Consider the following 18430-nt stretch of genomic DNA (forward strand, 5'->3'; position numbering starts at 1 on the left):
AACGAATTGCAGCTACTCGTCGACCCCAAGAACGCGGGCGCCGAGCGACCTATCCTCGTTGCCACGGACGAGGGCGGACGGCGCCACCTGCGCTGACCTTCCAAGGCCTGCGCGTGCGGGATTTCGGGTACACATGCTGGCCACGCTTGACGGAGCCCGATTGGAGCTGGAACGTCGGCTGCTGGGGTATCTCCGTTTCACCCAGGTACGGATACGCGTGGGTGTAGCCCGACTGTTCTGCCACCGACCGTATCCGGCTGCGGCGGGTTGCGTAATGAAAGTTGTTACCGCGGGTTACCGTGGTGCCGTGCCTGATTGGTGCGGGTGCTCAGCGCCATCACCTGTTTCGCGCCGCAGTGTCCTCAAATACGTTGCGGCCGCGCCCGTTATGCTGGCTTTGGGCACGGCCTCCTCGGGGCTGGCCCAATCCCCGAGCGCGAAGGCGGATCCCGTCCTGGTCGCGGCGGTCGAAGCGCCCGGCCAGGCCCCCAACATCATCAGCCGCTCCCAGTGGGGCGCCGACGAGTCGATTCGCAGCCGAGCACCGATGTACGACAACGGAATCAAGGCAGGCGTCGTGCACCATTCCGCGGGGGTCAATGACTACGCGCAGCAGGATTCGGCGGCAATTGTGCGGGCGATCTACACCTACCACACCAGCACCCTGGGCTGGTCGGACATCGCCTACAATGCGTTGGTCGACAAGTACGGCCAGGTATTCGAGGGCCGATTCGGCGGGATGACGAGAGCGGTTCAGGGCACCCACACTGGCGGGTTCAACCGGAACACGTGGGCAGTGTGCATGATTGGCGAGTTCAACGCGGTGGGCCCTACGCTGATTCAGGTACGCACCGTCGGGCGCTTGCTCGGGTGGCGGCTGGCCATGGATGGCATCGACCCACAGGGCAATGTCGCGTTGACATCGGACGGGGGCCCCTACACCCGTCACCCGCAAGGCGCCGTCGTGACCCTGCCCTGCGTTTTCGCCCACCGCGATGTTAGCGACACTGATTGCCCCGGCCACCTCGGATATGCCTTGATGAACCAGATTCGCGACATTGCCGCGCGGTTCAATAGTCGCCCCCGCGCCCAGGATCTGGCGCAGTCGCTACAAGGTACTGCCATCTATGACCGGTGGCAGGCGATGGGCGGCATGAACAGCGCACTGGGCGCACCGACGTCGCCGGAATCGCAAGGGGCCGGAGCAACGCGCTACGTAATCTTCGAGAAGGGGGCGATGTACTGGTCACCGGCCAGCGGGGCCCAACCCGTCACCGGCGCCATCTACGCCGCGTGGGGCGCCCTCGGCTACGAACACAGTGCACTGGGACTGCCGACGAGCGCCGAAATCCAAGAGCCCCAATGGGTCGTCCAGAACTTTCAACACGGCACCCTCAACTTTGATCGTGGGAACGGGGCAGTCGCAAGCGTGATCAACGGTGTCGTTGGTCTGGTGCCGCCGCCGTCAGCGGACGGGCCGACTGTCCAGCTCGAGCGGTTTTCGCCGGCGCGCAGCCGAGTTTGACCGGCCGCCTGGTATGAATGAGCATCCCTCGATCACACCCAATTTGTTATAGAAATCGGGCCGCAATCTCAGGACCGCGACGGCGGATACTCAAGGCGTGTCAGAGCGCCCACGAAGTTGGACGAAGGTCGCCAGGCTGGCGGGTTACTGCCTGTTGGCAGGCGTGATGGCGGCGGCATTCACGTTTCCGCGCCGTCGGCACTATCGGGTTGTTCTTTCAACCGCGCCTCTGACGTTGTCTCCGGCGCTAGCGGCTCGAGCGACGGTGAACCTATCCAAGAAGTCGCACCACTCCAGCTGATCGTGGGTCTGGATACCAGCCCCGCGGAGTTGTCACGAACCCGTCCTTACGACCATTCAGTGACGTTGCGAAACCGAAACGTCAACGGACTCATGCCGGTTCCTCACTGGGCCAGCTGAAGGGTCTTTCGACATTTAGAGGTGCGTACCTCTGTCACTGCGAGCTGAGACGTGCGCGGGCCGGTAGGGGCGGCGCTGCCGACAGCAGACCGTCGACACCGCCTGGCGGCTGATGAGGTCCTCGGACTTGCGTTATTGCTGCGGATGCGCAGACAGAGCGGTTGTCACATCGCATCATTGATCCACACGTATCGGAGATGTTCAAAGACGAGGGGCATGACCATGGCCGATCCGACATGCTCAACGCACGGGTGGAGCATCTTAAACTCGGCTCAATCCCATTCGGCGTTCGCAGGTGTTCTCGCGGGCTTCGCTTTCACCGCTGCTGTGATCTATATGGGGAGCGCAGGACGAGGACCTGACGAGAACACCCGCGACGGGCGCGCTATTGCGCGCAATGCCGCCGCTAGAAGTCTGCAAGAGGTGCAAGCTATCGCGTTATTTACCGCTTCTTTCATAGTTCTCGGACTAGACAGCTACCTCTTCAGTGTGGTGGCGGGTAATCGGCCATTCCCGGGTATTGCGCAGCCACCTGAACCTTGCGGTCGCGTCTGGAGTCAAGCATTGATAGCGAACGGCATGCTCGCAGTCGGAGCTGTTGCTATGGTGTGCAACATCACCACGCTGTTTCTATCGCAACAGTTAAATATCAAAGACGAGAACAGTCGCCATTACCTACGCTTCTTCTTGATCAGTCTCACAGGTGCCGGGATGCTGGCCATAATCCTGTTCCTGGGTCTGACGTCGGTTGACTACCTGGACGTCGTGTACGACCACCGCGTTTCCTGGTGGTTCGCCGTTGCGCTGTGGGTTGTTACGTTAGGCAACATGGGAGTTGCCATCTATTTTGGTTCTCGCAGCTATGTGAGGAAACCCGCTTTAACCCATGCGGATGGTCAAAATATTAAACCGGCGAACCGCTTGAAGATGCCTACTTACCTCATTGTTGTATATGCTGGGGTTGGTCCCATCTCGGCTGCGGCGGCGCGGTTCCCGAATTGGCCTGAAAAACCGATTACCTGGGTCGTTGTTGCTTATTGTATACTCGGGCTGATATTTCCTGCGGCAATCGTCGTTTGGCTAGCTGACGCGGTATTGCCTGGGAAACCACCAGGCACAGCATCTGAGCATCCCAGACACACCATCTGAGCATCCTCGGCCCGTAGAGCACCAGGTTGGTCGGCCTTGCCTCAAGAGGATTTCTGCCGTGCTAAAGCGCCTTGCTACTCACCCGGGCTTACTTTCCCTCTTCAGGTCCGTATCCCGGCTCGGCTGAACGCGTTTCGGTTCACCCGGCATCTTCGGAGTGCCACCGTCCTTTCTCAGTGGAGCTGCCGGGAATCGAACCCGCCTCAAAAATCGCGCTGACCAGCAGGAATGCGGAATTTCGATACATGAAACGACGCGAAAGTACGCGGAATGACCTGCGCGTACGCCCAAAGCGTTGATGGCATCAACACTGGTCACGGTTCGCATAGGTAGGCGGCGCGCCTCGGGGTGGGCAGAGGTGGGATCGGGTGAGGCCCGACCGAAGATATGGGCGCCCGCACCGGCGCCTACGCGGTGCCGAAGGCAAAAACCGTTGTCGAATCGTAGGTCTGGCCCGGGTTGAGCGCGGCGGTCGGGAAGTTCGGATGATTCGGCGAGTCCGGGTAGTGCTGAGTCTCCATCGTGAATCCCGCGCCCTGCCGGTAGATGTGCCCGCTGGTGCCCGTGAACGCCCCCTCGACGAAGTTGGACGTGTAGAACTGCACACCGGGCTCGGTTGTGGAGACAGTCAGGGTGCGCCCCGTCTGCGGGTCCTCGGCGCTGGCCGCTTGCACCAGCCCGGTGTTGTTGCCGCGGTTGATCACCCAGTTGTGGTCGTAACCGTGGGCCAGCAACAGCTGCGGGTCATTGGCGGTGATATGCGCGCCGATCGCGGTCGGTGATGTGAAATCGAAGGGTGTGCCCTTCACCGGGGCGATCTGCCCGGTCGGGATCTGTGTGGGGTCGGTTGGCGTGTAGTTGTCGGCATGGATGGTGACCTTCTGGTCGTAGACGTTGAGCGTGTCCTCACCTGCCAGGTTGAAGTAGCTGTGATTGGTCAGGTTGATCACGGTCGGCGCATCGGTGGTCGCGTGGTAGTTGATGCGCAGTTCGTTTTTCTGGTTCAGGGTGTAGGTGACGGCTGTCGTCAGCGTCCCGGGATAGCCCATTTCGCCTGCGGGACTTATATATTGGAGCTTCAGGCCCACGCTGTCACTATCGTTCTGCTGGCCGGCCTGCCATACCTTGGTTTCAAAGCCCGCGGTGCCGCCATGCAGGCTGTTGCCGTTATTGTTGGTCGGCAAGTGATACTCGTTGCCGTTCAACGAGAAAGCTCCCTTGGCGATCCGGTTGCCATAGCGGCCGATGATCGCGCCGAAATAGGTCTTGGCGGAGCCCGTGTTGTTCAAGTAGCCGTCCAGGGTCGGAAAGCCCAGCACCACATTCCCGACATGTCCGGCGCGGTCTGGGACCTCAATCGACTGAATGATGCCGCCGTAGGTCAGGATTCGCACGCGAATGCCGTGCCCGCTGGTGAGTGTGTAGCGGCTCACCGCGGTCCCACCCACCTGACCGAACGGCTCGCTGGTGATTGATGGCGGTTCTGCCGGTATCGATGCATTGCCGCTGTGCGTGGTGGAGCTGCATGCCGTCAAGCCCGCTACACCGGCGATGGGGATCAGTTGAAGTAATCGTCTGCCGCGCATGGGCGCTCCTCGCACTCGTACCGAACTACCTGCAGCGCAGTATTGCCGCCAGTGATGAAGTAAAGGATCGTCCGTTCGGAGCAACGGGTCGAAGCATTCGATCCAGACAGACGAAAGGACCGCCGAGCGGCGGCCCTTTCCAGTGGAGCTGCCGGGAATCGAACCCGGGTCCTACGGCATTCCCTCAAGACTTCTCCGTGCGCAGTTCGCTATGCCTCTGCTCGGATCTCCTGGTCACGCGAACCAGCCAGGATGACGATCCCAGTCGCTGTTGGTGTCCCGATGAGTCCCGCGACCGAACTCATCGGTTGATCCCTCTAGCTGACGCCAGGGTCCGGGTCGAGGGCTTTCCCGGTCTGACGGACTAGCTGTCGCTTAGGCAGCGAGAGCGTAGTCGCGCTGATGTGAATCGGCGCTTATATGGTTGCAACGACGCTTACGGTGGTCTCTTGCCTGCACCGGCACGCTTCCCTTGATTCGATGCGCGAAGTCGAAACCGTTCAGCCCCTCGCATCCCCGCCGATTTTCGGCAGGACAATCTATGGTACGCCGCTATCAACGCGCGGCAACGGAGTTGTGTTCCGGTCCGCCGCTGCGATCAGATCACGAAGTTCAGCCGCTCGACGACCTGGGCGGCCACATCCTTGTCACCGCCGAGGTCGATGTCCTGCGACCGGGACGGGCACATCGGCCGCCCGCCGGCGAGCCGGGTGAACTGCAGCCCGTCCAGCCGGATCGTCACCGTCGGCTCCTGTCCGCCGAAGTCGTCGACCAGCTGGGCGCGGCCATCGACGCTGACACGGATGCTGCGGGAAAGCGGGCCGGTCAGCTCGAACAGGACCCGCGAACCCTCTGGCGCTTTGGCCCGCTTGCCCACCACGTAGCCCATCGTGCCGGCGATCTCGTCGAGGGAGAGCTGCGACGCGGCCCCGACAAGCTGGTCGTCCGACGGCGGCCGCCGCAGCGCCTCGCGGATGTCCTGCTCGTGCATCCAGCAGTCGAACACCCGGACCCGCATGAACCGCCCGTAGCTCTCCGGACCCACCGGCGTCAGCGTCACGGCGTCCCACTCCTCGCCGGACATGCCCGTCAGCGCCTTGCGCCGGTCGTCGGTGATGTCCTTGAACCGTTTGAGCACGTCCGCACCGGATTCGGCGGCCAGGTGACGCACCCAGCACTCGTTCATCACGCCGATGTCGTTGCGGACATGCTCGAGCGCCGAGACGTCGATGTCGGGTTGGGGCGCGGGCACGCCGGCGAGGAACGACTCGGTACCGATCATGTGCGCCACCAGCGCCTTGACGTCCCAACCCGGCAGCGGGCTCGCTGCCTGCCATTCCGCTTCCGGCAACGCGTCGAGCAGTGCGGTGATGTCGTCCCACACCGCGAACAGACCGGCGAGCACTTCGGACTTGTCGAGCTTGGTGACGGGGCGATCGGCCATGGTCGGATAGTAAGTTGATGGGTTACCTCATCGACAGGCGCGGCCGTCAGCTGGCGGCGATCATGGCCACGGATCCCATGGCCATCACCATGCCGAAGCCCTGCCAGCGGGTCAGTCGCTCGCGCAGCACGACCATCGCCAGCACGACCGTGGCCGCCGGGTAGAGCGAGATCATGATGCTGGCCAGCGACAGCAACCATGTGTGCAGCGCCAGCAGCATGGTCACGTTGGCGCAGATGTCGAGCACCGCGACGGCCCAGGCCAGCTTCAGCGGCTTCCCCCGCGGTGCCCGCAGGTTCTTGCTGGCCGCGGCCATCACGAAGATCACGACGGTGGCCGAGAGCCGGGCGAATACCAGCGGCCAAAGTTTGCAGGCGTGCGGCGCCTGATGGAGAAAGACCAGGTTCAGCCCCATCGCCGAGCCGGCCAGCAGCGTGAGCCACGCCACCTTCGGGGTGAACCGATACGGCGTGACACCTTGGGCGGTGGCCTCTCGGCTCACCAGCATGACCGCGATGAGAGCCAGCACGACGCCCACCGAGGCCCCCGGGCCCGGCCGCTCCCCCAGCGCCACACCGACCGCTACCGGCACGGCGGCGTTGAGGACCGCCGCCAACGGTGAGACGACCGAGATGGGGCCGGCGCCCAGCGCGGCGAAGAACGCCCACATGCCGACGGCCATCCCGACGCCGTAGAGGCAGCCCCAGAAGACGGCGCCGCCCGAAATCGGCCCGCCCACGGCGAGCGCCAGCGCGCCCAGCAAGAATGTCTCGATCGGATAGACCACCAGCATCACGCGCAGCGCGGCTACCCGTCGAGCGGCTACACCGCCCACAAAGTCGCTGACGCCGTACGTAACGGCCGACAGCTGGGCGTAAGCGGCCCCGATCAGTTCATGCCCTTGGCTCGGCGACCCAATTCACGGACCACTTCGCGCTGGGCATCGCGGCGGGCCATGTCCTGACGTTTGTCGTGTGCTCGCTTGCCGCGCGCTAACGCGAGCTCGACCTTGACCTTTCCTTCGGAGAAATACAGAGACATCGGCACGAGGGCGAGGTTACCATCTCGTATCTTTCCGACCAGGCGGTCAATTTGTGCCCTATGTAACAACAACTTTCGATTGCGACGGGGCTCATGGTTGGTCCAGCTACCGTGCTGATACTCCGGAATGTGCAAGTTGCGCAACCACACTTCGCCGTCGTCGACGGTTGCGAAGGCGTCGGCCAGCGAAGCATGGCCCTCGCGCAGGCTTTTCACCTCTGTACCCTGCAAAGCCACTCCGGCCTCGAATTCCTCGAGGATCGAATAGTTATGCCGCGCTTTGCGATTGGTGGCAATGATCTGTTTGCTGCCGCGCTTGCCGCCCGTCGCCTTGGCCCGGCCGGGATCTTTGGCCACAGCTACCGCCGGATGTAAAGGCGCAGCGTCGCGTAGGAGGTCAGGCCGGCCATCGACACGCCGAGCAGGAACAACCACGGCGAGATGTAGAGGATGTCGGCATAGTCGACCTTCGCGATCAAATGAGCTTGGTAGAACTGGCTTAGCGCGTTGTCCAGGAACCACGCCCGCACCAGGACCAGGCCGACGACCGCGATGGCCACACCGAGCGCCGCGGCCAGCATCGCCTCCACCAAGAAGGGCAGCTGGGTGTACCAGCGGCTGGCGCCGACCAGCCGCATGATCCCGATTTCGGTGCGTCGCGTGTACGCGGCGACTTGGACCATGTTGGCAATCAGCAGGATTGCCCCGACGGCCTGCACCAGGGCGACGGCGAACGCGGCGTTCCGCAAACCGTTTAGAACGGCGAACAGCCGGTCGATCAAATCCTTTTCGTTGAGGATGCTGCGCACGCCGGGCTGACCCTGCATCGCGGCATCGAACTCCGAATGTTGTTCGGGGTTGTTCAGCTTGACGATGAACGACGCGGGAAACGATTCCTTGCCGGCCACGTCCTTGAACTCCGGGAACTTCTTGATCGCGTCGTTGTAGGCGTCCGGCCGGTTGACAAAGCGCACCGATTTGACGTCTTGCCGAGCATCGATCTTGTCCCGCAGCGCTTTACACGGGCCGGACGCGCACGTCGCATCGTTGGCGGAGATGTCGTCGGTGAGAAACACCTGTGTCTCAACCCGGTCGAGATAGATCTCCCGCGAGTTGTCGGCCAACCGGACCACCAGCAGACCGCCGCCGAACAGGCCGATGGAGATGGCCGTCGTGAGGATCATGGCGGCCGTCATCGTGACGTTGCGACGCAGCCCTGTCAGGACCTCGTTGAATAGAAACCCAAAGCGCACTTAGCGGTCCATCCCGTAGATGCCGCGCTGCTCGTCACGGACCAGGCGTCCCAGAGACAGCTCCACGACGCGCTGACGCATCGAGTCGACGATGTGGTGGTCGTGGGTCGCCATCAGCACCGTCGTCCCCGTGCGGTTGATCCGCTCCAACAAATCCATGATGTCCTTACTGGTATCCGGGTCGAGATTGCCGGTCGGCTCGTCGGCCAGCAGCACAAGGGGCCGGTTGACGTAGGCGCGCGCGATCGCCACGCGTTGCTGCTCGCCACCGGACAACTCGTGTGGCAATCGGTTGGCTTTGCCGGACAGGCCGACGGTTTCGAGCACCTCGGGCACCACGCGGTTGATCGCGTCGGTCCGTCTGCCGATCACTTCCAGCGCGAAGGCGACGTTCTCGTAGACGGTCTTCTGCTGCAACAGGCGAAAGTCCTGGAAGACGGTTCCGATCACCTGACGCAGCTTCGGCACGTGACGACCGCGCAGCTTGTTGACGTGGAACTTCGACACCCGGATGTCGCCGGTGGTCGGGTTCTCCTCGCCGAGCAGCAGCCGCATGAACGTCGACTTGCCGGAGCCCGACGGGCCGATCAGGAAGACGAATTCACCCTTGTCGATTTTGACGTTGACGTCCTCCAACGCCGGACGCGCCGACGCTTTGTACTTCTTACTGACATGGTCCAGGGTGATCATCACGGCACGCCAGTGTAGCCGTGAATTTCGCTGGCGAGCCAAGTCAACTGGCTGGCGGCGGTGAACTAGGCGCCGGCCCGGGCCCCGGCTGCGGTAGCTGAGGCGGCGGTGCGGTGGCGCTCGTGCTGGGTGGGCAGAAGGGCGGCGGCAGCAGGCAAGGCAGCTGCGGCAGCTGCACCGGCGGCGTCGAGGTGGTCGTCGTCACCGGCGGCGGGGGCGGTGGTGGCGGCGGTGTGCTCGTCGGGGTCGACGGGTACGTCGCGGTGGGCGGCGGCTGCTGCACACGGCTGCGCGGCACCCAAGTGTAGTTGGGGTCGGGCACGAAACCCGGCGGCACCACTTGCTGCGCCGGCGGCTTGGGCGCCGGTTCCGGACGGTAGGTGTCATAGACCCACCACACGACGAAAAAAGCGACGATCAACACCAAGGTCGACGTGCGAACTCGCCCGCCGAACATGTATTGCGGCCAGCGACGGTCCGCATCGGAGTCCTCGCTGCGCTTCTCGAAGATGCTCAGGGTGAACTTCAACGCTTCTGCACCGCACCTTGCACGTCATTGTCGATTCGCTCTTCGGCGGCCTGGGCGGCCGGGACCGACGGGTCTTCCACCAGGCCCACCGTCGCGTCCGCCGCGGTCACGATGCCGACGCGGGCCAGCGCCCGAATGACCAGGACACGCAGTTGCCGGCCCGCCTCGAACTGCTTGCCGGGCAGGGTCCGGGCCACCAGTCGCAGGGTGACGGTGTCGACTTCGATGCTCTCCACGCCCATCACGGTGGGAGCGTCCAACAGCAGGTCCCCCAACAGCGGGTTGTCCATGGCGCGATCGCATTCCTGGTGCAACACCTCGTTGACCCGATTCAGGTCGGCGTTCGTGGACACCGGGATGTCCACCACCGCACGCGCCCAGTCCTTGGACAGGTTGACCACCTTGACGATCTGCCCGTTCGGGATGGTCAACACCTCGCCGTCCGGCGAGCGCAGCCGGGTCACCCGCAGCGTCACGTTCTCGACGGTGCCGCTGGCTTCCGTCGCGGAAACGACGGTAAGGGTGACCAGGTCTCCGAAGCCGTACTGCCTCTCGGCCAGGATGAAGAAACCCGACAGCAGGTCTCTCACCAGCTGCTGCGCGCCGAAACCCAGCGCGGCGCCGACCACGGTGGCCGGCGCGACCAGTCCCCCCACCGAGAACTGCAGCACGTCGGCGATCTGCATCATGACCCAGATGCCGATGAGCACCACCGACACCCAGGAGATCACCGACGCCATAGCCTGGCGGTGCTTCGAGGCTTCGGAGCGAACCAGCGCGTCGCTCTCGGCGAAGCCCAGGTTGAGCTGACGGGTCACCTGCTGCGCGACCCAGTTGACGAACCGGGCGGCCAACACTGCCACGATCAGCACCATCACGATCCGCAGACCGCGGGTGATGATCCATTGCCCGATGTCACCGCGCCAGAAGTCGTGCCAGCCCAGCGCCTTTATCGACGCGGTCGAGGCGAGAAGAGTTGTGTTAGTCGTCATCTTTTCGGTTGCGCCACCGGATTCCCGCTTCCAGGAACCCGTCGATGTCTCCGTCCAGGACGGCCGCCGGATTGCCGACCTCGTACTCGGTCCGCAGATCCTTGACCATCTGATACGGGTGCAGGACGTAGGAGCGCATCTGGTTGCCCCACGAACTGCCGCCTTCGCCTTTCAATGCATCCAGCTCCGCGCGTTCTTCGGAACGCTTGCGCTCCAACAACTTTGCTTGCAGCACGCGCATCGCCGAGATCTTGTTCTGCAGTTGCGATTTTTCGTTCTGGCAAGTCACGACGATACCCGTTGGGATGTGGGTTAAACGAACCGCCGAGTCGGTGGTGTTCACGGATTGGCCGCCGGGACCGCTGGAGCGGTAAACATCCACGCGCACATCGCCTTCCGGAATGTCGATGTGGTCGGTGGTATCCACCACCGGAAGAACCTCGACTTCGGCGAACGACGTCTGACGTCGACTTTGGTTGTCAAACGGGCTGATCCGCACCAACCGGTGGGTGCCCTGCTCGACGGACAACGTCCCGTAGGCAAACGGAGCGTGCACCGCGAAGGTCGCGCTCTTGATGCCCGCCTCCTCGGCATAAGAGGTGTCGAACACTTCGACGGGGTACTTGTGCTGCTCTGCCCAGCGGATATACATCCGCATCAGCATCTCGGCCCAGTCGGCGGCGTCCACCCCGCCGGCGCCCGACCGGATGGTGACCAGGGCCTCGCGCTCGTCGTACTCCCCCGAGAGCAGGGTGCGCACCTCGGTGGCCTCTATATCGGCGCGCAGCGCCTTCAGCTCGGCGTCCGCCTCGGCGAGCGCGTCCGCCGCACCCTCCTCGGTCGCCAGCTCGTAGAGCACCGGCAGGTCGTCGAGGCGTCCCCGTAACTCCTCGATCCGCCTCAGCTCCCCTTGGGTGTGTGACAACTCACTGGTCACCCGCTGCGCTCGGGCCTGGTCATCCCACAATTGCGGATCGGACGCCTCGTGTTCGAGCTTCTCGATGCGGCTGCGCAGACCGTCCACATCGAGCACCCGCTCCACCGTGGTCAGGGTGGAGTCAAGGGCGGCGATATCGGCTTGACGGTCGGGTTCCACAGCGGACAACGTTACCGGGACCCGCCAAGCGCATCGTCTCCCGGCGAGTGCTCAGGCCACGACCAGCGGTCATGCGTTTAGCATCAAGTCACGATCATGTGCACCCCGCGCTGCGCGCCGACAGTCCCCCGCGCGCTAACCGGGCACGAATAGAAGGTCGAGTATGCGCCCATACCACGTTGCAATCGTCGGCTCCGGACCGTCGGGATTCTTCGCCGCATCGTCCTTGCTGAAGGCGGCCGATGCGTCCGAGGACATCGATGTAGCCGTCGACATGCTGGAAATGCTGCCCACCCCGTGGGGGCTGGTGCGCTCCGGCGTGGCTCCCGACCACCCGAAGATCAAGTCGATCAGCAAGCAGTTCGAGAAGACCGCCGAAGATCCCCGCTTCCGGTTCTTTGGCAACGTGGTGGTCGGTGACCACGTGGAGTCCAGTGAGCTGGCCGAACGCTACGACGCCGTCGTCTATGCCGTCGGGGCGCAGTCCGACCGCGCGCTCAACATCCCCGGTGAGGACCTGCCGGGCAGTGTCGCCGCCGTCGACTTCGTCGGTTGGTACAACGCGCATCCCAACTTCGAGGAGGCGACGCCCGACCTCTCGGGCGCCCGCGCCGTGGTCGTCGGCAACGGCAATGTGGCGCTCGACGTGGCGCGCATCCTGGTCACCGATCCCGACGTGCTGGGCGTCACCGACATCGCCGATCATGCGCTTGAGTCGCTGCGGCCGTGCGGCGTCGAGGAAGTGGTGGTCCTCGGCCGGCGCGGCCCCCTGCAGACCGCCTTCACCACGCTCGAGCTGCGTGAGCTGGGAGACCTCGAAGGGGTTGACGTGATCGTCGACCCCGCCCAGCTGGAGGGCATCACCGACGAGGACGCCGCCGCGGTCGGCAAAACGGCCAAGCAGAACATCAACGTGCTCCGTGGCTATGCACAGCGCGACCCGCGCCCCGGGCACCGCCGGATCGTGCTGCGATTCATGACCTCGCCGATCGAGATCAGGGGCGAGGACAAGGTGGAACGCATCGTGCTGGGCCGCAACGAATTGGTGACCGACGAGAACGGGCGGGTGTCTGCCAAGGACACCGGCGAGCGCGAGGAGCTGCCGGTTCAGCTGGTGGTGCGGTCGGTCGGCTACCGCGGTGTGCCGACCCCGGGGCTGCCGTTCGACGAGAAGAGCGCGACGATCCCCAATACCGCGGGCCGGGTGGAGGGCAGCCGCAACGAATATGTCGTCGGTTGGATCAAGCGCGGGCCGACCGGTGTCATCGGCACGAATAAAAAGGATTCCCAGGACACCGTCGACACCCTGCTCGCCGATCTGGACCGCGCGAAAGAAGGAGGTCTGGCCGAGTTCCCCGAGGACCACGCCGGCAAGCTGGCCGAGTGGCTCGCCTCACGCCAGCCCAAGCTGGTGACCTCGGCGCACTGGGAGATCATCGACCGCCATGAGCGTTCGGCCGGCGAGCCGCATGGGCGCCCCCGCGTCAAGCTGCCCAACCTGGCCGAGATGCTGCGGATCAGCCACGGTTGATCAGGAGGCGACGGTGGCGAGCAGCTCCGGCACATCGAGTCCGGTCAGCCGGCGGTGCATGGCCCAGGCAATCCTGGCGGCCTGAACCTTCGCCCGGTCCGCGGCCGGTCCGCCGTACATGTCGTCGACTGTGTCGTGCCAGATGGTGAACCACCGCAGGAAGTGGCGGTTGGACAGCGGGGTCCGCCGGTGAATGTCCCGGTGCGCCTGCAGCGCACTACCGCGGTAGCGTCCCGCGCGAAAGAGCACCGTCTCCCAGAACTCACACATTGTCGGAATGTGTGAGTCCAACCCGACGGCGCGCAGTTCGGCTAACGGCTCCGCCAAAACCTCGTCGTTCAGCGCTTTTCCATAAAAGCGGCGCAGCAACGCCTCCACGTCGGCGCGGTCGATCAGATCCGCCCTCATTTCAGCCATCGCCACACCCTGGGTTCGTCACAGGTTGCTGCACCGGATCGCCAGCACGGAATGCGCCGCGTTGCAGGCCTGCTCAGCGGTATGACAGTCGGTGACCAGCAACTGGCCCGCTTCGGGGTGGGCGCGGATGTACTGCTCCACACTGCCGCGCACGATCGCGGACTCCACCCGGACATCGGGATACAGCCGCGTCCATCGCGCGAGCCGTCGACTCAATTGCGCTTGCGCCGAACGCGTTCCGTCGCCGGAATCGTGCGCTTCCTCACCCTGGCATACCCAGAGCGCGCGCAGTGTGGCCCCGCGCAGCCTCGCCTCTTCGAACGCGTGCGGCAGCACCATGCCGTTGCCGGCATCGACAACGACGCTGCCGACCTTCGGGGTTGCCGACCGCCTCGCCGGCTGATGGATCACGGCCACCGGGCACTGGGCCGAGCGGGCCAAGGAGGTTGCGACGGAGGTTTCGCCATGACAGGCATGGTTGAGTCCAATCGAGCCGATACACATCATGGCCGCCGACCTCGACTCCTCGGCCAGCTTGGTCAGCGGCCTCCCGCAAACAATCTCGGTTTCGACTTTGACGGGAACGCCGGTGGCGTCGACGGACCGATGGGCGTCGGCCAGCGCCGTCCGCGCGGCGGCGAGGCGCTTCTCGCAGGCCTGCGCGGTGGAGGCCTCCTGCGGATCGACGACAAAGACCAACCGCATCGGGATGTCCCGACTGGCCGCCTCATCGACCGCCCACAGAGCCGCCTGCCTCGCCGCCCTCGACCCGTCCACCCCTACGACGATTGCCGGACCCGGATAGCTATTGCTCATCGCGGTCTCCTCTGCTGAGCTGTACGCGGGGAACCTTCACGTTGCTCCGCCATGACGGTATGACCGGGAATGCCTCTGTCCCAGGGGCATTGGTCCCGAAATCGAGGCCATTGGCCCCTAGGGACCGGCGAAGGCGATGTTGGCTTTCCCACAGCACGACAACCGAATACAAGCTTGACGACGGGAGACTCGCAGATGGCCGCTCAACAGACCGCTCGACAAGCATCCTCGCAGCCCCTGGTAGGCAAAGGCTGGATTCAGGGCGTCGCCCTGGTGATGATCTTCGGCTTCCTGGTCATGGGCATCCTGGCCTACCGCACGTACTCGGCGTCGATGCCAATGCCGGACAAGGTCGTCAACGAGTCGGGCCAGCTGCTGTTCACCGGCGACGACATCACTCGCGGGCAGGAGCTCTACCAGACGCGCGGCCTCATGGAATACGGCTCGGTGCTGGGGCATGGCGCGTACCTGGGACCCGACTACACCGCGGAATACCTGCGGATGGCGACGCAGGACGTCGGCGATCAGCTGCGGGCGCAGGGGGTGGCCGATCCGCGTGACCGGGTGGTCACCGAATTCCGCACCAACCGCTACAACGGCACCACCAAGACGTTGGTGTTCACCGACCGGCAGGCCGCGGCGTTCGACCACATTCAGCGTCACTACGCCGCCTTCTTCGGCGAGAACTCGACCAAATACGGGCTGCTGCCCCAGATGATCACCGACAAGGCGCAGATCCACGACCTGACCGCGTTCTTCGCGTGGACGGCCTGGGCGGGCGCGGCCGAGCGCCCCGGCCACAAGTACAGCTACACCAACAACTGGCCGGCCGAATCACGCGTCGACAACGGGCCCACCGCGCCGGTGATCGTGTGGTCGGCGCTGTCGCTGATTGCGTTGCTGGGCGGCATCGGCGTCATGTTCGCGGTCTACGGGCGCTGGAGCCAGAAGGTCGGCTGGCACGGTGCGGAGTCGTCCACGCTTTCCTTCCACCAGCCTGGCGAGGTGAGCCTGACGCCCGCGCAGCGGGCCACGATCTGGTTCTTCGCGGTCGTGTCGGTGTTGTTCCTGGCGCAGACGCTGCTGGGCGCGGCGGCCGAGCACTACCGGGCCGACTTGTCGAACTTTTTCGGGCTGGATCTGGCCCGGGTGCTGCCGTACAACCTGGCCCGCACCTGGCATGTGCAACTGTCGCTGTTCTGGACCGCGGCGGCTTTCCTGGCCGGTGGCATCTTCCTGGTGCCGTTCATCGCCCGCCGCGAGCCGCGCCGTCAGGGCTTGCTAGCCTACGTGTTGCTGGGCGCGGTCGCGGTGGTGGTGTTCGGATCGCTGATCTGCGAGGCACTCTCCATCTACGGAGTTATCCCGCATGGGCTGCTGTCCCAGCAGTGGGAGTATCTCGACCTGCCGCGGCTGTTTCAGATCTTGCTGATCATCGGCCTGTTCGTGTGGATTGCGATCATCTTCCGGGGCATGCGTGCCCGGCTCAAAGGCGAATCGAAGATGAACATGCCGTGGTTGTTCTTCTTCTCCGGGCTGGCGATCCCGGCGTTCTACACCGTCGGGCTGTTGGCCAGCAGCGGCACGCATTACACCGTCGCCGAGTTCTGGCGGTTCTGGGTGGTGCACCTGTGGGTCGAGGACTTCCTCGAGCTGTTCACCACGGTGATGGTGGCCTACATGTTCGTGTTGCTCGGCGTGGTGCGCGAGCGGATCGCGCTGGGCGTGATCTTCCTTGACGTCATCCTGTACTCCGCGGGCGGGGTCATCGGCACCATGCACCACCTGTACTTCTCGGGCACCCCGGTGGAACACATGGCGCTGGGCGCGTTCTTCTCGGCGGCCGAGGTCATTCCGTTGACCTTCCTCACCGTCGAGGCGTGGGCATTCCTGCAGCTGGGTTCGCGGCAGCAGTCCGGCGACGCCAAGCCCTTCCCGCATCGCTGGGCGGTCATGTTTCTGGTCGCCGTCGGATTCTGGAACTTCCTGGGGGCCGGCATCTTTGGCTTCCTGATCAACCTGCCGATCGTGTCCTACTACCAGATCGGCACCGCACTGACCGCCAACCATGCCCACGGCGCGATGATGGGGGTCTACGGCATGCTCGCCGTCGGCCTGGCCATGTTCGCGTTCCGCTACGTGATCCCGGCCGACAAGTGGCCGGAGAAGCTGGCGCGAACCTCGTTCTGGTGCATGAACATTGGTCTCGCGTGGATGGTGTTCGTGACTCTGCTGCCGCTGGGCGTCCTGCAGCTCTACCACTCGGTCAACGACGGCTACTTCGAGGCACGCTCCCTGGGCTACATCACCAGGCCCGGCAACGCCGTCCTGGAATGGCTCCGGCTGCCCGGCGACGTCATCCTGATCGTCGGCGGCGTGCTGCCGTTCGTCTGGATCGCATGGACCGCCTTGCGGAATTTCCGGACGGGTTCAACGGTGCAGGAGTTGCCCGAACATCCGCTGTATGTCGAAGTCCCGACCCAGCCGGAGACCGGTGCCGCGGTGTCGGCGAAGGACTGACCGGTGACTCAGCCGGCTGCCTCCGTATGGCTGATCGCCGGGTATTCCCTTGCCCTACTGGCCATCGGGTGGAGTTTCGACTCGATGGCCCGACGGGCGTCGGCGCGCGCGGCCCGTTGGCGCACAGGCCAATTCACCTACCGGCCCGACCATGACGCCTGGGTATGTCCACAGGACCACTGGCTGTGGCCGACTTCGTTCGATCCGCGGCACCGGGTCATGCGATATCGCGCCCAACCGGTGGTGTGCAACAGCTGTCCCGTCAAATCCAGCTGTACGACGTCCGATCACGGCCGGGAGATCAGCCGCGAGGTGGACCCGTGGCCGCACTCGGATGCTGGGCGGTTCCACCGCGGGATCGCCTGCTGCGTGGCCGCCTTCGGAATCGTGTTGCCGCTGGCCATGTTGGTCGCCAACCACTCGGGTGCCGACGTGTTGGTCTTGACCGGCACCATCGGGGTTGTCGCACTGCTCGGCCTGCCGCTGGTCCGCCACTTGTGGAACACCCCGTCCAATGCGCCGGAGCACCTTCCGCACCGCACCGCGTTCGAGGACCAGGCGGCCGCCGCGATAGACAGGTATTCCACTCGCTGGGGCGGCTGGGAAAGCAAGGAGGGCAAGCCAACATGACCACCGTTGTGATCGTCGTTGTCGCCGGGATTGTCGCGCTTGCCGTGCTCGCGAGGTGGTCGCTGGCCGTGCTGCGCGAGTACGAACGCGGAGTCGTCTTCCGGATGGGGCATGTGCGCCCGCTCTACGGTGCCGGGCTTCGTCTCCTTATCCCCTTTCTGGACAAGATGATCCGCGTCGACCAGCGGTTGGTGACGCTGACCATTCCCCCTCAGGAGGTGATCACCCGCGACAACGTGCCGGCCCGGGTCAACGCCGTCGTCATGTTCCAGGTGATGGAGCCGCTGAAAGCGATTCTGGCGGTGGAGAACTACGCGGTGGCCACCTCCCAGATCGCCCAGACCACGCTGCGTTCGCTGCTCGGCCGCGCCGACTTGGACACCCTGCTGGCACACCGGGAGGACCTCAACAGCGATCTGCGCACGATCATCGAAAAGCAGACCGAGCCCTGGGGCGTGCAGGTCCGCGTCGTGGAGATCAAAGACGTAGAGATTCCCGAGTCGATGCAGCGGGCGATGGCCCGCGAGGCCGAGGCCGAACGGGAACGCCGCGCGAAAGTCATCAACGCCCGCGGGGAACTGCAGGCCTCCGAGGAGCTGCGTGAAGCGGCGGAGACACTCTCGAAGAGCCCCGCCTCGCTGCAATTGCGTTATCTGCAAACGCTGTTGGAATTGGGCGCGGACCAGAATTCGACCGTCGTCTTCCCGCTGCCGGTGGACATCATCACGCCGTTCTTGCGGCATCCGGAGGCACTGCAGGGCATCGTCGACAACTTCAACAATCGGCGGTGA

At 64.4% G+C, this 18430-nt stretch carries 17 protein-coding genes and 1 other RNA gene; 6 read left to right on the forward strand and 12 right to left on the reverse strand.

Annotated elements, in window-relative coordinates; translation table 11 throughout:
* Positions 1–274 precede the first annotated feature (274 nt).
* Positions 275–1525 (forward strand): N-acetylmuramoyl-L-alanine amidase, encoded by a 1251-nt coding sequence (locus A5781_RS16220; RefSeq protein ID WP_369817736.1) that lies wholly within the window; start codon positions 275–277, stop codon positions 1523–1525.
* A gap of 636 nt (positions 1526–2161) precedes the next feature.
* Positions 2162–3094, forward strand: coding sequence for a hypothetical protein (locus tag A5781_RS25660; RefSeq protein ID WP_156624718.1), 933 nt, complete (start codon positions 2162–2164; stop codon positions 3092–3094).
* A gap of 407 nt (positions 3095–3501) precedes the next feature.
* On the opposite strand, the gene A5781_RS16225 is transcribed toward A5781_RS25660, so the two are convergent.
* From A5781_RS16225 to prfB, 10 genes are all read right to left on the reverse strand, one after another.
* Positions 3502–4680 (reverse strand): aldose epimerase family protein, encoded by a 1179-nt coding sequence (locus tag A5781_RS16225; RefSeq protein ID WP_067208150.1) that lies wholly within the window; start codon positions 4678–4680, stop codon positions 3502–3504.
* 140 nt (positions 4681–4820) lie between these two features.
* Positions 4821–5188: a transfer-messenger RNA gene (gene ssrA / locus A5781_RS16230) on the reverse strand.
* A 90-nt stretch (positions 5189–5278) separates the two neighbouring features.
* The gene (locus A5781_RS16235; protein WP_067208154.1) at positions 5279–6124 is read right to left on the reverse strand and encodes a maleylpyruvate isomerase family mycothiol-dependent enzyme; all 846 of its coding nucleotides are present in this window, start codon (positions 6122–6124) and stop codon (positions 5279–5281) included.
* 46 nt (positions 6125–6170) lie between these two features.
* Positions 6171–6920, reverse strand: coding sequence for an EamA family transporter (locus A5781_RS16240; RefSeq protein ID WP_197503767.1), 750 nt, complete (start codon positions 6918–6920; stop codon positions 6171–6173).
* Positions 6921–7012: 92 nt separating this feature from the next.
* Complete coding sequence (gene smpB / locus A5781_RS16245; RefSeq protein ID WP_067208160.1) at positions 7013–7522, reverse strand: SsrA-binding protein SmpB; 510 nt, start codon at positions 7520–7522, stop codon at positions 7013–7015.
* A gap of 2 nt (positions 7523–7524) precedes the next feature.
* The gene (gene ftsX / locus A5781_RS16250) at positions 7525–8418 is read right to left on the reverse strand and encodes a permease-like cell division protein FtsX (RefSeq protein ID WP_067208163.1); all 894 of its coding nucleotides are present in this window, start codon (positions 8416–8418) and stop codon (positions 7525–7527) included.
* Positions 8419–9108, reverse strand: a complete 690-nt coding sequence (gene ftsE, locus A5781_RS16255; RefSeq protein WP_067208167.1) for a cell division ATP-binding protein FtsE — start codon at positions 9106–9108, stop codon at positions 8419–8421.
* A 43-nt stretch (positions 9109–9151) separates the two neighbouring features.
* Positions 9152–9637 carry a hypothetical protein gene (locus A5781_RS16260; protein WP_067208170.1) on the reverse strand — a complete coding sequence of 162 codons (486 nt, stop codon included), beginning with the start codon at positions 9635–9637 and terminating at the stop codon, positions 9152–9154.
* The gene (locus A5781_RS16265) at positions 9634–10629 is read right to left on the reverse strand and encodes a mechanosensitive ion channel family protein (RefSeq protein ID WP_067208173.1); all 996 of its coding nucleotides are present in this window, start codon (positions 10627–10629) and stop codon (positions 9634–9636) included. Before A5781_RS16265 ends, A5781_RS16260 begins: the two co-directional genes overlap by 4 nt.
* The gene (gene prfB / locus A5781_RS16270; protein ID WP_067208176.1) at positions 10619–11725 is read right to left on the reverse strand and encodes a peptide chain release factor 2; all 1107 of its coding nucleotides are present in this window, start codon (positions 11723–11725) and stop codon (positions 10619–10621) included. Before prfB ends, A5781_RS16265 begins: the two co-directional genes overlap by 11 nt.
* Before the next feature lie 163 nt (positions 11726–11888).
* On the opposite strand from prfB, the gene A5781_RS16275 reads away from it, so the two are divergent.
* The gene (locus tag A5781_RS16275; protein ID WP_067208180.1) at positions 11889–13256 is read left to right on the forward strand and encodes an FAD-dependent oxidoreductase; all 1368 of its coding nucleotides are present in this window, start codon (positions 11889–11891) and stop codon (positions 13254–13256) included.
* On the opposite strand, the gene A5781_RS16280 is transcribed toward A5781_RS16275, so the two are convergent.
* Together A5781_RS16280 and A5781_RS16285 are read right to left on the reverse strand one after the other, a co-directional pair.
* Positions 13257–13673: a group III truncated hemoglobin gene (locus A5781_RS16280; RefSeq protein WP_067208184.1), complete on the reverse strand. Its 417-nt coding sequence runs from the start codon at positions 13671–13673 to the stop codon at positions 13257–13259.
* Positions 13674–13691: 18 nt separating this feature from the next.
* Positions 13692–14489, reverse strand: a complete 798-nt coding sequence (locus A5781_RS16285; RefSeq protein ID WP_067208187.1) for a universal stress protein — start codon at positions 14487–14489, stop codon at positions 13692–13694.
* A gap of 195 nt (positions 14490–14684) precedes the next feature.
* On the opposite strand from A5781_RS16285, the gene A5781_RS16290 reads away from it, so the two are divergent.
* The 3 genes from A5781_RS16290 to A5781_RS16300 are packed head-to-tail and all read left to right on the forward strand — an operon-like array spanning position 14685 to position 18430.
* Positions 14685–17009 carry a nitric-oxide reductase large subunit gene (locus A5781_RS16290; protein ID WP_067208190.1) on the forward strand — a complete coding sequence of 775 codons (2325 nt, stop codon included), beginning with the start codon at positions 14685–14687 and terminating at the stop codon, positions 17007–17009.
* A gap of 3 nt (positions 17010–17012) precedes the next feature.
* Positions 17013–17639, forward strand: a complete 627-nt coding sequence (locus A5781_RS16295) for a hypothetical protein (protein WP_067208194.1) — start codon at positions 17013–17015, stop codon at positions 17637–17639.
* On the forward strand, positions 17636–18430 hold the full coding sequence (locus tag A5781_RS16300; protein ID WP_067208197.1) for a slipin family protein: 795 nt from the start codon (positions 17636–17638) through the stop codon (positions 18428–18430). Before A5781_RS16295 ends, A5781_RS16300 begins: the two co-directional genes overlap by 4 nt.

The organism is Mycobacterium sp. 852002-30065_SCH5024008 (genome assembly GCF_001665645.1).
Lineage (GTDB): Bacteria > Actinomycetota > Actinomycetes > Mycobacteriales > Mycobacteriaceae > Mycobacterium > Mycobacterium paraffinicum.